Here is a 15418-nt window from a genome sequence, read left to right on the forward strand (position 1 = left end):
GTCATCCGGCGGCTCGTGCTCTCAGGGCGTGGGCCTCGGGGGCGGTGCCGAGCGCGCGGACGGCCTCGGCGAGGCGGCCCGCGCCCTCCACCGCGTCCCGCAGGTGGACGCGGACGACCGGCAGCCCCAGCGCGCGCAGCGCCCGCTCCTCGGCGAGCGCGCGCGCCAGCTGGAGCGACGCCAGCCCGTACGGACGGCCCGGAACCGGCATGTCCGCGACCGGGTCGCCCGCCGGCGCGTCGCCGGTGACGATGAGGAAGGCGCCGCCGCCCGGCCCGCGCTTGTGCACCGAACCGGTCGCGTGCAGATATCCAGGTCCCGCGCCGTACACCACCGGACGGCCCGAATGCCGCGCCAGCGTCGGCGCCAGGTAGCGCCCGGAGAGCTCGCCGGACAAGTAGGTCACCACCGACAGGTAGCCCTCCGCCGGGACCTGCGCGAGCAGCGCGACCAGCGTGGAGGTCAGCCCGTCCGAGCCGTGCGGGACGGGCAGGTCGGTGTGGATCTCGACGTCGCCGTCGGCGAACGCCGGCCGCCCGACCGGCAGCGGACCGCCCGCCGCCGCGGCGAGCAGCTCGGCGGCGTCGTCCTCGGCGTCCTGCGCGACCGGGCCGCCCGGCTCGAACGGGTTCACCCCGAGCAGCCACCCGGCGACCGCCGTCGCGTACTGCCACAGCAGGAACTGCGCGCCGAGCGGCGCCCACACCGAGGTCTCGGCGTCGCCGTGCGCGCCCTGCCGGGGGTTCAGCGCGATCGCGTGCGCGTCGTCCAGCTCGCCGGGGCTGCCCGGCGGCTCCAGCACCAGCACGCCGCGGCCGCGCTTGCCGGTCCCGGCCGCGAGCGCCTGCGCGATCCAGCCGCTCAGCGCGCCGGACCCGCCCGGCTCGTACAGGGCCAGCTTGTCGCGCGCGGGGCCCTCGGGTCCGCGCTGCGCGCAGCCGCCGATGATCGCGCCCAGCAGCAGGCCCGGGTTGTCCCGGTCGTTGAGCAGCGCGGGGGCGAGCGCGGCGGCCTCGTCCAGCACCTGGCCCACGTCCGCGCCGGCGAGCACCGCGGGCACCAGCCCGTACGCCGACAGCGCCGCCATGTGCCCGGGCAGGCCGGGATCGGTCAGCCCGACCCGGTAGCCCTTGCCGCGCGCGAACCCGTGCAGCGGGCTGCCCTGGTCGGTGATCACGACGAACCGGGCGGCGACCTCCCGGTCCGACAGCCCGCGCCTGCGGAACGCGTCGGCGAGGATGCGCAGGTAGGCGTCGCCCTCCAGGGACACCCCGGACTTGCTGGCCAGCACCACCAGGGTGCGGTCGAGCCGCTCCAGGGTGACCGCGAGCGCCGCGGTGTCCGAGCCGTCCAGGACGGTCAGCGCGCCGCCCGCCCCGCCGTGCTCCTCCATGATCGCCTGCGCGGCCAGCGCGTCCGCGCCGACGCCGACCAGGACCACGTGGTCCAGGCCCGCGTAGCGCGCCTCGGCGACCACGCCGTCCACCTTGTCCAGCAGGTAGCGGGAGGCGAAGGGCAGGTCCAGCCAGGCCAGCCTGCTGTGGTCGACGGCCCGCCGCCCCCACAGCCGCGGGTCCTTGGCGGCGAGCGCCGCGGGCACCCCGCAGGCCACCAGGTAGTCGCGCGCCTGGAGCGCCTGCTCCAGCACGTCGCCGCGCGTCAGTACGTCGAATCCGGACACCGTTCCTCCCCACCCCCATCGTTTCAGGAGAGACACGGCATCCGCGACCAACTCCCCGATCTTCCAGATGTCGATTTGTGAACAAGTGCGAAAAAACCCTGACAGAAACGTCGAAGCCCGGCCGCGAAGACGGCCGGGCCCGGAACGACGGCAGCGCCAGAGCGCTCAGGTAAGGACCTTGGCGAGATGGTTGAGCCCGTCGGTGCGCAGCTTCAGGTGCAGCCGGACGATCGGACGCCCCCGCGCGCGCAGCGCCCGCAGATCGCCGAACGCCTGTGCCAGCTGGAGCTCGCCCAGCGTGTAAGGACGCCCGGGGATGGCCACGTCGGTCTCCGGAGCGGCCGTGATGACCAGGAACGCCCCGTTCTCCGGTCCGCCCTTGTGGTACTGCCCGGACGTGTGCAGGTAGCGCGGACCCCAGTCGAAGGTGACCGGGACGGGGGAGCGGCGCAGCCGCGCGCTCCGCTCGGCCAGCAGCGGACGCAGCATCCCGGCGGACGCGTCCTCGTGCCGGTCCAAAAAGGCCAGGACGGACAGGTACCCGCGGTCGGGGACGGCTTCGAGCAGCGCGTCCAGCGCGTCGCTGAGCGAACCGGCGCCCTGGAGCAGCTCCTCCCGCGCATGCACCTCCACGAAGTCCTCGACCAGGGCCGGGACGCTGGGGATCACGGTCGGCGCGGTGCCCTCCGCGGCGCGCAGCAGCGCGGCGGTGTTGTCCTTGGACTCGGCCACCGCGGGCTCGTTGAACGGGTTGACGCCCAGCACCCGGCCCGCGACCGCGACGGCGTACTCCCACAGCAGGAACTGCGCGCCGAGCGGGCCGGAGACCGACAGGCCCGCCTCGCGCGCGGGGCCCGGCTCGTCCGGACGGCCGCCCAGCACGGCGCGCCGCATGTCCGGGGCCAGCTCGAAGCCGGGCGCGCCCACGTCCTCGACGACGACCGGGAGCAGGCCCTTGCCGTCCTTGCCGGTGGACGCGGCGACCAGCTGCGCGATCCAGTCGGCCAGGCCGGGCAGGCCCGAGCCCTGGTCGGCGATCACCAGCTTGTCGCGGCCCGCCAGCGCGGACGCGCCGAGCGCCGCCCCGAGCGCGAGCGCCGGGTTGTCGTAGGGCTGGTGCAGGGTGCCGGCCAGCGCGGACGCCTCGTCCAGCAGCCTCTCGACGTCGGCGCCCGCCAGCGCGGACGGCACCAGACCGTACGCGTCCAGCGCCCCGAACCGTCCGCCGGTCTCGGGATCGCCGTGCACGGTGTCGTACCGGCCGTCCAGCGGCGAGCCGGGGTCGGTGACGGCCACGATCCGCGCCGCCGGGTCGATCCCGGCCTCGCGGAACGCCGCCTCGAAGATGCGCAGGTGCGCGTCGGTCTCCACCGACGCGCCGCCCTTGCCCGCCACCACCAGCAGCGTCGAGTGGATCTCGTCCAGCGCGACCGGCAGGGCCTGCGGGTCGCTGGTGTCCAGCACGACCAGGTCGGCCGCGGCCGGCGCCGCCGCGCGGGCGGCCACCTCGGCGGCGAGCGGCGTGGCGCCCATCCCGGCCAGCACGACGCGGGTCAGGCCGCCCGCCCGGGCCGCCGCGACCCGCTCGGCCAGCGGGCCGAGCAGATCGCGGGAGGCCGCGGGCAGGCGCAGCCAACCCAGCCGCCGCGCCGCGTCGGACGCGGCGTCCGGGCCCCACAGCCTGGCGCTGCGCTGCTGCAGGGCCCCGGGGACCCCGTCGGTGACGAGCCGGTCCAGCACGGACTCGGTCGCGTCGACCAGGGGCCCCCGGATGGTGACCGACACCCCCGCCGCGGTCACCACCGACGTCACGCGCCGGCCCCCGCCTTGTCCTTCAGCTCACCGGCGATGGAGTCGAGCAGCTCCTTCCAGGAGACCTCGAACTTCTCCACGCCCTCGTCCTCCAGCACCTTCACCACGTCGTCGTAGTCGACGCCGACGTCCTTCAGGCCCTGCATGACCTTCCGGGCCGAGTCGTACTCGGTGGTGACGGTGTCGCCGGTCGGGTCGCCCTTCTCGGCCTCGGCGTCCAGCGTCGCCTCGGGCATCGTGTTCACGACGCCCTCGGCGACCAGGCCGTCCACGTACAGGGTCGGCGGGAGGTTCGGGTCCTTCACGCCGGTGGACGCCCACAGCGGACGCTGCGGACGGGCCCCCGCGTCGCGCAGCCGCGCCCAGCGGTCGGTGCCGAACCGCTCCTCGAACAGCGCGTACGCGAGCCGGGCGTTGGCCAGGCCCGACTTGGAGCGCAGCGCCTTGGCCCCGTCCGAGCCGATCTTGTCCAGCCGCTTGTCGATCTCGGTGTCCACCCGGGACACGAAGAACGACGCGACCGACTCGATCTTGGAGATGTCGTGCCCGTTCTCGCGCGCCTTCTCCAGGCCCGCGAAGTAGGCGTCGATGACCTCGCCGTAGCGCTCCAGCGAGAAGATCAGCGTCACGTTCACGCTGATGCCCTCGGCGAGCGCCGCGGTGATCGCGGGCAGGCCCTGCTTGGTCGCCGGGATCTTGATGAACAGGTTCGGCCGGTCGACCATCCACCACAGCGCGCGCGCCTCGGCGATCGTCTTCTCGGTCTCGCGGGCCAGCCGCGGGTCGACCTCGATCGACACCCGGCCGTCCACGCCCTCGCTGCGGTCGTAGACCGGGCGCAGCACGTCGGCGGCCCAGCGGATGTCGAAGGTGGTGATCGCGCGGGCCGCCTCCTCGACGTCCACGCCGCGCACCGCCAGGTCGCGGACCTGGTCGTCGTAGGCGTCGCCCTTGCTCAGCGCCTTGGCGAAGATCGTGGGGTTGGAGGTGACCCCCACCACGCTCTTCTCCTTGATCAGCCGCTCCAGGTTCCCGGTGCGCAGCCGCTCCCGGCTGATGTCGTCCAGCCAGATCGACACGCCCAGACCGGAGAGCCTCTTCAGTGTGTCGCTCATCGCTCGCTTCCTCTCGTCTCCGTGGCCGTTGTTCCGGTCACCGGGCTCAGTTGCCGGTGGCGGTGCCGCGGCCGGCGCCGCGCACGCCCGCCTTGATCAGGCTGGAGTTGGCCGCCGCGACGACCCGCTCGGCCGTGAAGCCGAACTGCTCGAACAGGGTCTTGTAGTCGGCGGACGCGCCGAAGTGCTCCAGGCTGACGATCTCGCCGGCGTCGCCGACGTAGCCGCGCCAGCCGAGCCCGACACCGGCCTCGACCGCGACCCGGGCCCGGACGGCCGGGGGCAGCACCTGCTGCTTGTAGGCGTCGTCCTGCGCCTCGAACCACTCCACCGACGGCATCGACACCACGCGGGTCGGCGACCCGGCGGCCTGCAGCGTCTCGCGCGCGGCGACGGCGAGCTGCACCTCCGAGCCGGTCGCGATGATGATCACCTCGGGCCGGCCGCCCTCGGCCTCGGCCAGCACGTAGCCGCCGCGGGCCGCGCCCTCGGCGGACGCCAGCTCGCCGGACCGGTCGAAGGTCGGCAGCTTCTGCCGGGTGAGCACCAGGCCCGCCGGGCGGTCGTTGTGCTGCAGGATCGTCCGCCACGCGACCGCGGTCTCGTTGGCGTCGGCCGGGCGGACGACGTCCAGCCCCGGGATCGCGCGCAGCGCCCACAGGTGCTCGACCGGCTGGTGGGTCGGGCCGTCCTCGCCGAGGCCGATGGAGTCGTGCGTCCACACGTAGGTGACGGGCAGCTTCATCAGCGCCGCGAGCCGGACGGCCGGACGCATGTAGTCGCTGAACACCAGGAACGTGCCGCCGTAGGGGCGGGTGCCGCCGTGCAGCGCGATGCCGTTCAGGATCGAGCCCATGCCGTGCTCGCGGATGCCGAAGTGCAGCGTCCGGCCGTACGGGCCGCCGGGGAACTCCTTGGTCTGGAACTCCTCGGGGATGAAGGACGGCTCGCCCTTCATCGTGGTGTTGTTGGACTCGGCGAGGTCGGCCGAGCCGCCCCACAGCTCCGGCAGCACCGGCGCCAGCGCGTTCAGGATCTCGCCGGACGCGGCGCGGGTGGCCAGCTCCTTGCCCGCCTGGAACTCCGGCAGCGCCTCGGCCCAGCCGGCGGGCAGCTCGCGCTTGGCGAGCCGGTCGAACAGGGCGGCCTGGTCGGGGTTGGCCTCGCGCCAGGCGGCGAACCTCTCGTCCCAGGCGGCGTGCGCCTTGCGGCCGCGCTCGATGACGCCGCGGGAGTGCTCCAGCACCTCGGGGTCGACGTCGAAGGACTTGGCCGGGTCCATGCCCATGAGCTTCTTGGTGGCGGCGACCTCGTCGGCGCCGAGGGCCGAGCCGTGCGCCTTGCCGGTGTTCTTCTTGTTCGGCGCGGGCCAGCCGATGATCGTGCGCAGCGAGATCAGCGACGGGCGGGCGGTCTCGCTCTCCGCGGCCCGCATCGCCTCGGCCAGCCGGGCGACGTTCTCGTGGTACTCGCCGTCCTCGGTCCAGTCGACGGTCTGCACGTCCCAGCCGTAGGCCGCGTACCGGGCCTTGACGTCCTCCGACTTCGCGATCGCGGTGTCGTCCTCGATCGAGATGTGGTTGTCGTCGTAGATCATCACCAGGTTGCCCAGCCTCTGGTGGGCGGCGAGGGCGCTGGCCTCGTGGCTCACGCCCTCCTCGATGTCGCCGTCGGAGGCGATCACCCAGACGCGGTGGTCGAAGAGGGACTCGCCCTGCGCGGTGTCGGGGTCGAGCAGGCCGCGCTCGCGGCGGGCGGCCATGGCCATGCCGACCGCGTTGCCGATGCCCTGGCCGAGCGGCCCGGTCGTGGTCTCCACCCCGGCGGTGTGCCCGTGCTCGGGGTGCCCCGGCGTCAGGCTGCCCCACTTGCGCAGCTGCTTCAGGTCGTCCAGGGTCAGCGGGTAGCCCGACAGGTAGAGCTGGATGTACAGGGTCAGGCTGGAGTGCCCGCAGGACAGGACGAAACGGTCGCGGCCGGCCCAGTCCGGGTCGGTCGGGTCGTGCTTCAGGAAACGCTGGAACAGGAGGTAGGCGGCGGGCGCCAGGCTCATGGCCGTGCCCGGGTGCCCGGAGCCGGCCTCCTCGACCGCGTCCATCGCGAGGGCGCGGACCGTGTCCACCGCCCGCCGGTCCAGCTCGGACCACTCAAACGTGCTGTTGTCCCCACTCACGGACGCCAGGCTCCTCTCGAACCGCAAATCTCGGCGATCTCTTCGGCGATGTCATTCGGCGAACTGTCATTCGGCGATCTCTGTCACAGGAGGCGGAGCTGTCCTTCTGCAGCGTCCGATCGGCGTGCCGCCGCGCGCGCCGACGCGTGGTCCCCCTGCGGGCCCACGAGGCGGTGGACGGTCCGTGCCACGGGCGCTCCGGCATGATCGCTCCGGCCCGCCTCCGAGCCTATCCAACGACCGGGCCGGCCCTCGTGACCTCGCCCCGGCGAACGCCGGGGAGGGGCCGCGCGCCGTCCCGCCCGTCCTGTCCCGGAGCCTGCCCGATCGTTTCGCCCCATAACCCCCCGCACGGGTGAACCGGAGGGTGATCGCCGCTCCCCGCCGCCGGACCGGACGCGCCGACGGAACCGCACGTCAGGACGGGGGAGCGGGCCGCGCGCGGCGCGTCCGGTGCCCCGGTGCGTGACCCCCGCGGGGGGCGGACTACAGTGGACCCGCGGTTGAGGGCGACCGGTACGACGTCGAGACCGCGGTTGCAGTAGCCGGCCGAGGCACCCGCCTCGGCGAGGCCCCGAAGGATCGCGGGGGCACCGCTCAGGTGGCAGCGATCCGGCGGGCGCGAATTCCCTGCCTAGTTGGACGTGGACCCGATTGTGACGGTGCTCAGTAACAAGCTCGGCGTCGAGCAGCTGGACGACCCGGTGCCGGGGGCGGCACTCGTGCCGGCCCCTCCGGCCGCGGCTCCGGCCGAGAGGCGGACGCTCGGCGCGAGCGTCGGCGCCTACGTGGCGCTCACCAAGCCCCGCGTGATCGAGCTGCTGCTGATCACGACCATCCCGGTGATGTTCCTGGCCGCCGGGGGCGTGCCGTCGCTGACCCGGGTGCTGCTGACGTTCGCCTTCGGGTGGATGTCGGCGGGCGCGGCCAACGCGGTGAACTGCTACATCGACCGCGACATCGACGCCAAGATGCGCCGCACCCGGCGCCGCCCGCTGGCCCGCGAGCAGGTCTCCCCGACCCGCGCGCTCGCCTTCGGGGTCACCCTGGCGGTCGTGTCCACCATCGGCTTCGCCCTCGCGGTGAACCTGGTGTCCGCGGCGATGTCGCTGTTCGCGATCCTGTTCTACGTCTTCGTGTACTCGCTGCTGCTCAAGCGCCGCACGTCCCAGAACATCATCTGGGGCGGTATCGCGGGCTGCATGCCGGTGCTGATCGGCTGGTCGGCCGTCCGCGGCACCGTCGACTGGACGCCGTTCATCCTGTTCGGCGTGGTGTTCCTGTGGACGCCGCCGCACACCTGGACGCTGGCGATGCGCTACAAGGAGGACTACGCCGTCGCCAAGGTCCCGATGCTGCCGGTCGTGGCGTCCGAGCGCCGGGTGGTCGGGGAGAGCCTCGCCTACACCTGGGCGACCGTGGCCTGCTCCCTGCTGCTCTGGCCGGTCGCCGGCATGACCGCCGCCTACGGGACGGTCGCGGTCGTCCTCGGCCTGGTCTTCCTCGCCGAGGGGCACCGGCTGCTCCGGGACGTCCGGGCCGGCGTGACCGGCGTCCACCTGCGCCCGATGCGCTTCTTCCACCTCTCGAACGTCTACCTGGCGCTGCTGTTCACCGCGGTCGCCATCGACCCCCTCCTGCACTGACCCGACCCCGGCACCCGCACCCGGCCCAACCGGGCCGCCCGCGGGGCTGATGGGACCGGCCGTCCCGGGCCGACCGAGCCGTCTGGCTCCGGGCCGTCCCGACCGGACGAGCGCGGAGAGTGATCGTCGCAGGTCGGGCGGGGCGATGGCGGCGCGGCGCGGGCGGGACCGTTACGCTCGCGCTTATGGCGCGCATTGATCCCAAGGCGGTGCTCGAAGGGCGGCTGCCGGGGCGTCCCCCCGTGGCCCTGGTGATGGGCCTCACCGTCTCGTCGCTGTGCGCGCTCGTCGCGCTCGCCATCGACGCCCTCTACGGCGGCGCGGGCTTCTGGGTCGGGGTCGTCCTGGCCATCCTGCCGATCCCGCTGCTGATCGCGCTGGTGCTCACGCTGGACCGGATGGAGCCGGAGCCGCCGCGCGCGCTGCTGTTCTCGTTCATGTGGGGCGCGGGCGTCGCGGTGCTCGGCGCGCTGGTGCTGAACACCCTCGGGCTGCTCTACGTGACCGTCCCGATCTTCGGCGAGGTCAAGGGGCACTTCATCAGCGCCACCTTCGGCGCGCCGGTGATCGAGGAGTCGCTGAAGGGCGCGGTGCTGTTCGGCCTGCTCTGGTGGCGGCGCAACGAGATCGACGGGTTCGCCGACGGGATCATGTACGCCTGCATGGTCGGCCTCGGCTTCGCGATGATGGAGAACATCACCTACTACATGCGCGCCTTCGACCAGGGCGGCGCGCAGCAGCTCCAGGCGGTGTTCATACTGCGCGGGGTCGTCGCGCCGCTGAGCCACCCTTTGTTCACGTCCATGACCGGGATCGGCGTCGCCTGGGCGGCCACCCATCGGCGCGGACGCGTCCTCGCCCCGATCCTCGGGCTGCTCGGCGCGATGCTGCTGCACGGCCTGTGGAACGGCGCCGCGTCCATGGGCCTCGGCGGCCTCGGCTCGGTCTACCTGCTGGACGCCGTCGTGCTGTGCGGGCTGCTCACGGTCGTGTTCGTCGAGCGGCACAACACCGTCAAGCGGATCGAGCACGTGCTGCCGATGTACGAGCCGACCGGCCTGGTCACCCCCGCCGACATCCGGATGCTGCGGTCCATCCCGGCCCGCCGCGCCGCCCGCCGCTGGGCCCGCACGCTCGGCGGTCGCGGCGCGTCCAAGGCCATGGAGGACTACCAGCTCGCCGCGACCGAGCTCGCCCTGCTGCACAAGCGCGCCGAGCGCGGCGTCGCCGAGCCCCGCTGGTTCGAGGGCCGCCGCGACGCCCTGCTGAGCCTCATGGGCCTCGCCCGCCAGGCGTTCCTGCGCACCGCGCCGCCCGAACGCCGCCAGGGCCCGCCCTGGGCCGGGCCCGGCCCGTCCGGCTTCAGCCCCCAACCTCCGCCCGCGGGCCCCTACCACTGACCTCGCCCTGGGGTTCCCGGGCGGCGACACGCCCATACGCCTTGGACGGGGGGCGGGTCAAGGCTTCGGCGGCACGGCCATACGATGAAGGGCGTGGCCGAACGATCCGAGACCGCTGCTGACCCCCGTCCCTCGCGCAACCCGCTGACCCGGGCGATCGACTCCTTCTGGAACCCGACCGCCGCGTCGCTGCGGCTGCTGGCGCTGCTCGGCGTCCTCGGGAACGCGGGGATCGTCGCCACCGGCGGCGCGGTCCGGGTCACCAAGTCCGGCCTCGGCTGCCCCGACTGGCCCCGGTGCTCGGGCGACAGCCTCGTCCCGACGCACAACCCGTCCCACTCGGCCGCCAACATGGCGATCGAGTTCGGCAACCGGATGCTCACCTTCGTGGTGCTCGCCGTCGGCGTGCTGGTGTTCGTCGCGGCGCTCCGGCTGCGCCCCCGCCGCCGCGACCTGGTCCGGCTGGCGCTCGCGCAGCCCATGAGCGTGGTCGCGCAGGCCGTGATCGGCGGCATCGTGGTGCTCACCAAGCTGCACCCGGCGGCCGTGGCGCTGCACTTCCTGATCTCCCCGGCCCTGCTGGTCTTCTGCGTCGCGCTCTGGGAGCGGTCCGGCGAGGGAGACGCGGCGCCCGAGCGGGTCGTCCGGCCGCTGCTCCGCCGGATCTCGGGCCTGCTGGCGCTCGCCGCCGCCGCCGTGCTGATCGCCGGGACGGTCGTCACCGGCACCGGCCCGCACGCCGGGGACGACAAGGCCCGCCGCTGGGGCTTCCAGATTGAGGACGTCACGCGCGTGCACAGCGGCCTCGCCTGGCTCACCGTCGGGCTGACCGTCCTCGCCCTGATCGTCGCCTACCGGACGGGCGCGCCCGCCGCCTACCGCAGGCGCGTGCTCACGCTGGTCGGGCTGGTGCTGGCCCAGGGCGCGCTCGGCTATATCCAGTACTTCATGGGCGTCCCCGGGCCGCTGGTCGTGCTGCACATGCTCGGCTCGGTGCTGGTCTGGATCACGGCCCTGCGCATCCTGTTCGCGACCCGCGACCGCGGCCCCATGCCCGCCGCCGAGCCCGTCCCGTCCGCCGCGCCGTCCTCCCAGACCGCCCCCCAACCCGCCTGAGCGCGCCGAAGCCGCGCCCGGACGATCCGGGCGCGGCCTTCTGCTGGTCAGCCCTTCTTGGCGAGGAACTCGCGGAGACGGGGGAGGGGCCAGGCGTTGATCACGTCGTCGGGGGTGATCCAGGCGCGCTGCGCGGTGCCGACGGCGAAGCGGATGTTGCGCATGTTGCCGACCGAGTGCGCGTCGGTGTCGATCGCGAACTTCACGCCCAGCCGCAGCGCGCGGCGGGCGAGGTCGGCGGGCAGGTCGAGCCGGTCGGGGAAGGAGTTGACCTCCATCGCCGTGCCGGTGCGGGCGGCGGCGCGGAACACCTCGTCCCAGTCGGCGTCCACGGGGGCGCGGCGGCCGATCGAGCGGGCCGAGGGGTGGCCGATCACGTTGACGTGCGGGTTCTCGCACGCGGTGATCAGGCGGCGGGTGACCTCGTCGCGGTCCTGGGTGAAGTGGGAGTGGATCGACGCCACGCACACGTCGAAGCCCGCGAGGAAGTCGGCGTCCCAGTCGACCGAGCCGTCCGGGCCGATGTTCAGCTCGGTGCCGTGCAGGATCGCCAGGTCCGGGTAGTCCTTCTGGAGCTCGCGGATGCGGTCGCGCTGGGCGAGCATCTTCTCGTCGGTCATCCGCTGCATGACCAGGTCGGGCGCGTGGTCGGTGACCGCGTAGTACTCCAGGCCGCGCTCGGCGGCCGCCGCGACCATCTCCTCCAGCGACGCCACCCCGTCGGTGAGGTCGGTGTGGGTGTGCAGGTCGCCGCGCAGGTCCTCCACCTGGACGAGCCGGGGCAGCTCGTCCTTCTGCGCCGCCTCGATCTCGCCGGTGTCCTCGCGGATGGTCGGCGGGATCCACGGCAGGCCGAGCCGCCGGTACACCTCGTCCTCGGTCTCGGACACGATCAGCTCGCCGGACTCGGCGTCGAACAGCCCGTACTCCGACAGCTTCAGCCCGGCCCGGACGGCGATCTCGCGGGTGCGGATGTTGTGCGCCTGCGACCCGGTGAAGTACTGCATCGCCGCGCCCCACGACGGCGGCGGGACGACCCGCAGGTCGACCTGGAGGCCGCGCGAGGTGCGCACCGAGGTCTTCTTGTCGCCGCTGCCGATGACCTCGGTGACGAACGGCAGCGCCTTGAACGCCTCCATCACCGGGTGCGGGTCGTCGGACGCGGCGAGCACGTCCACGTCGCCGATGGTCTCGCGCATGCGCCGCAGCGAGCCGGTGAACTGGCACCGCTCGACGCCCGGGACCTTCGAGATCGCGGCGACGACGTCGTCGGCCAGCTCGCTCGCCACGTCGATGGGTGAGCGGTCCTGCCGCTGGCGGAGCAGCTCGATGCCGTGCTGGATGTTCTCGGCCGACTTCGGCCCGAAGCCCTTGAGCCCCTTGAGGCGGCCCTTGTCGATCGCCTCGGTCAGCTCGTCCACCGAGGAGACGCCCAGCTCGTCGTACAGCTGGAAGGCGCGCTTCGGCCCGAGCGTCGGGATCTCGGTGAGCGCCCGGACGCCCGCCGGGATCTGCGCGCGCAGGTCCTCCACCTGCCGGATCGTGCCGGTCTCGTTGAAGTCCACCAGCTTCTTGGCGATCGCCTCGCCGACCGTGGGGATCTTCCGCAGCCCGGCCAGCTTCATGCCGGAGATGTCGTCGGGGAAGCCCTCGACCGCCCGCGCGGCCTTCTCGTATGCCCGGATCTTGAAGGCGTCACCGCCGGTGATGGAGAGCAGGTCGGCCAGCTCCCGCAGCAGCTCGGCGGCCTCCTCGTTCGCGCGTGCCATACCGGCAGCCTACGGGCCGCCTACGACAGAACCAGGCCCCGGGGGACGCCTCCGGGCCCAGTGCGGCGGGCGGGGGCGAGGGTCAGCGGAGCGGGGCGACCGGGCCGTCCGGACGGGCGGAGCGCTCGCGGACGACCGCTTCGGCGATCTCGCCCGCGCGCTCGTCGGAGTAGCCGCGGAACCCGTCGGCGGTGACCACGGCCAGCGACGGGTAGATGCGCCGGGGCAGGTCGGGGCCGCCGGTGGCCGAGTCGTCGTCGGCGGCGTCGTAGAGCGCCTGGACGGCGACCAGGGCGGCCTCCTCCTCGCTCAGGTCGTCCCGGTACAGCTTCTTCAGCGCGCCCGAGGCGAACGGCGAGCCGGACCCGTCCGCGTGGTACCTGCGCACCTCGGACGGCGCGCCGGTGATGTCGTAGGAGTAGATCCGCCCCACGTTGTCGTCGAGGTCCCAGCCGGCGAGCAGCGGGACGACCGCGAGGCCCTGGAGCGCCTGCGCGAGGTTGGCCTGGACGACCGCGCCGAGCCGCCGCGCCTTGCCGGGCAGCGACAGCGGGACGGTCTCCATCTTCTCGTAGTGCTCCAGCTCGACCTGGAACAGCCGGACCATCTCCATGGCCAGGCCGACCGTGCCGGCGAAGGCGACGACGCTGTGCTCGTCGCCCTGCTGGACCTTGTCCAGCTCGCGGTAGGCGATCTGGTGGCCCTGGGTGGCGCGGCGGTCGCCCGCCATCAGCACCCCGCCGGGGAAGGTCAGCGCGAGGACGGTCGTGCCGTGCGGCAGGTCCAGCGGGCGCGCCGCCTCGGGCGACCGGTTGACCGGGAGCAGCTCCGGCGCGTGCAGGCGCAGGAAGTCCACGAACGACGCCTGTCCCGCCTCGAAGAACTCGGGCGGCAGCCCCTGCTCGTCGTTCAGGCCGGTCACGGCGGCTCCTCTCGGTTCCAGAACGCTCGGTCTGCGCGGGACGGCCCGGCCTCCCAGGGCGGACGTCCCGGTCGATCCTTGCACGCTACCTCGCCGCCCGCCACATCGCGCACCGGCGGGCGGACGGTCAGGATTCGGGCGCTTCGGGCGGGTTCTTGTCGCCGAGCGTGGCGCCCGCGCAGGCGGCCATGACGCAGATGACGGCGAGCCACTGGAGCCCGGACAGGACCTCGCCCAGCAGCACCACGCCGACCAGGGCGGCCACGGCCGGTTCGAGGCTCATCAGGATGCCGAAGACCCGCGCGGGCATCCGGCGCAGGGCCTCCAGCTCCAGGGAGTAGGGGATGACCGAGGACATCAGGCCCACGCCCAGCCCGAGCAGCAGCAGGTGCGGATCGAGGAGCTTGGAACCGCCCGAGGCGACGCCCATCGGCAGGACGGCCGCGGTCGCGACGATGCTGGCGATGGCCAGGCCGGTGGAGCCGGAGAAGCGGCGCCCGGTCGCGGCGCTGAGCAGGATGTACCCGGCCCAGCAGACCCCCGCGAGCAGCGCGAAGCCGATGCCGACCAGGTCGGTCGCGCCGTCCCCGCGGGCGAGGAACAGCACGCCGGCGGCGGCCAGGGCCGTCCAGAGCAGGTCGCGGGGGCGGCGGGACGCGAAGACCGCGACCGACAGCGGGCCGAGGAACTCGACGGTCACCGCGATGCCCAGCGGGATCCGGGAGAACGACTGGTAGATCGCGAAGTTCATCAGCCCGAGCGTGAGGCCGAAGCCCGCCGCGACCAGCAGGCTGCGGCCCGAGTGGTCGCGCAGCACCGTCCGCAGCGCCTTGCGGGACACGAACGCCAGCACCGCCGCGGACGTCACCAGCCGCAGCAGGACCAGGGCGCTCGGCGGCAGCTGGCCGAACAGGTGCTTGGCGATGCCCGCCCCGACCTGCAGCGACAGGATGCCGAGCAGGATCAGCGCGGGCGGCGGGACGGCGCCGAGCGAGAAGGCGGCGGCGCGGCGGCGCGCACCGCCCGCTCCGGCCGCCGTTCCGGGGGCTTCGGCGAGGGCCACGGGCTACTCCCAGCGGAAGAATCGGGCGGCGAGGGCGAGACCGGCCACGGCCCACACCGCGAGAACGAGCAGGGGCTTCCCGGGCAGCGCGGTGCCGTGCTGCAGGACCTGGCGCAGGCCGTCCGCGAGGGCGGAGATCGGCAGCAGCTCCAGCGCGGCGCGCACGCCGTCCGGGAACTTGGTCAGGGGGAACACGACGCCGCCGACCGCGAGCAGCAGGATGTAGACCAGGTTCGCGGCGGCGAGGGTCGCCTCGGCGCGCAGCGTCCCGGCCATCAGCAGCCCGAAGCCGCTGAACGCGGCGGTGCCGAGCAGCAGCAGGACGGCCACCGAGAACGGGTCGCCGTGCGGGTGCCAGCCGAGCGCCAGCGCGACCGCGCCGATCACGACCGCCTGGAGGATCTCCACCAGCACGACGGTGAGGGTCTTGGCGGCGATCAGCCCCGCGCGCGGCAGCGGCGTCGCGCCGAGCCGCTTGAGCACGCCGTAGCGGCGCTCGAAGCCGGTGCCGATGGCCTGCCCGGTGAACGCCGTGGACATCACGGCGAGGGCCAGGATGCCCGGGGCGAGGAAGTCCACCCGCTTGCCCGGCCCGAGGTCGAGCAGGGACGTCGCGGAGAACAGCGTCAGCAGCACGACCGGGATGATCAGCGTCAGCAGCAGCTGCTCGCCGTTGCGCAGCAGCGCGCGCAGCTCGTAGCCGGTCTGCGCGGCGATCATC

General features: G+C 73.7%; 11 protein-coding genes. 3 read left to right on the forward strand and 8 right to left on the reverse strand.

Annotated features, from left to right (window positions below; all coding sequences use genetic code 11):
- Position 1: 1 nt before the first annotated feature.
- From FHU30_RS32705 to tkt, 4 genes are all read right to left on the reverse strand, one after another.
- Entirely contained in the window at positions 2–1681 is a 1680-nt protein-coding gene (locus tag FHU30_RS32705; protein ID WP_253881118.1) for a phosphoheptose isomerase, read from the reverse strand.
- A 165-nt stretch (positions 1682–1846) separates the two neighbouring features.
- Positions 1847–3493, reverse strand: coding sequence for a glucose-6-phosphate isomerase (locus FHU30_RS32710; protein WP_253881120.1), 1647 nt, complete (start codon positions 3491–3493; stop codon positions 1847–1849).
- On the reverse strand, positions 3490–4608 hold the full coding sequence (gene tal / locus FHU30_RS32715) for a transaldolase (protein ID WP_253881122.1): 1119 nt from the start codon (positions 4606–4608) through the stop codon (positions 3490–3492). The genes FHU30_RS32710 and tal overlap by 4 nt, the downstream gene beginning before the upstream one ends.
- Before the next feature lie 46 nt (positions 4609–4654).
- On the reverse strand, positions 4655–6781 hold the full coding sequence (gene tkt / locus FHU30_RS32720) for a transketolase (RefSeq protein WP_253881124.1): 2127 nt from the start codon (positions 6779–6781) through the stop codon (positions 4655–4657).
- A gap of 656 nt (positions 6782–7437) precedes the next feature.
- On the opposite strand from tkt, the gene FHU30_RS32725 reads away from it, so the two are divergent.
- The 3 genes from FHU30_RS32725 (at position 7438) to FHU30_RS32735 (ending at position 10943) form a co-directional block, all read left to right on the forward strand.
- Complete coding sequence (locus FHU30_RS32725; protein ID WP_372503997.1) at positions 7438–8427, forward strand: heme o synthase; 990 nt, start codon at positions 7438–7440, stop codon at positions 8425–8427.
- A gap of 185 nt (positions 8428–8612) precedes the next feature.
- A complete protein-coding gene (locus FHU30_RS32730; protein ID WP_253881126.1) occupies positions 8613–9827 on the forward strand; it encodes a PrsW family intramembrane metalloprotease in 1215 nt (404 codons plus the stop codon).
- Between the two features lie 93 nt (positions 9828–9920).
- A complete protein-coding gene (locus FHU30_RS32735) occupies positions 9921–10943 on the forward strand; it encodes a COX15/CtaA family protein (protein ID WP_372503998.1) in 1023 nt (340 codons plus the stop codon).
- Between the two features lie 47 nt (positions 10944–10990).
- On the opposite strand, the gene polX is transcribed toward FHU30_RS32735, so the two are convergent.
- The 4 genes from polX to FHU30_RS32755 all read right to left on the reverse strand — a co-directional run bounded on the left by polX (position 10991) and on the right by FHU30_RS32755 (position 15417).
- A complete protein-coding gene (polX, locus tag FHU30_RS32740; protein ID WP_253881129.1) occupies positions 10991–12712 on the reverse strand; it encodes a DNA polymerase/3'-5' exonuclease PolX in 1722 nt (573 codons plus the stop codon).
- An 82-nt stretch (positions 12713–12794) separates the two neighbouring features.
- Entirely contained in the window at positions 12795–13634 is an 840-nt protein-coding gene (gene prcB, locus FHU30_RS32745) for a proteasome subunit beta (RefSeq protein WP_253881131.1), read from the reverse strand.
- A 127-nt stretch (positions 13635–13761) separates the two neighbouring features.
- Positions 13762–14697, reverse strand: coding sequence for an EamA family transporter (locus tag FHU30_RS32750; protein WP_253881132.1), 936 nt, complete (start codon positions 14695–14697; stop codon positions 13762–13764).
- A gap of 3 nt (positions 14698–14700) precedes the next feature.
- Positions 14701–15417 (reverse strand): ABC transporter permease, encoded by a 717-nt coding sequence (locus FHU30_RS32755; RefSeq protein WP_253881594.1) that lies wholly within the window; start codon positions 15415–15417, stop codon positions 14701–14703.
- Between the last annotated feature and the right edge of the window lies 1 nt (position 15418).

The organism is Actinomadura rupiterrae (genome assembly GCF_024172125.1).
Taxonomy (GTDB): Bacteria; Actinomycetota; Actinomycetes; order Streptosporangiales; family Streptosporangiaceae; genus Spirillospora; species Spirillospora rupiterrae.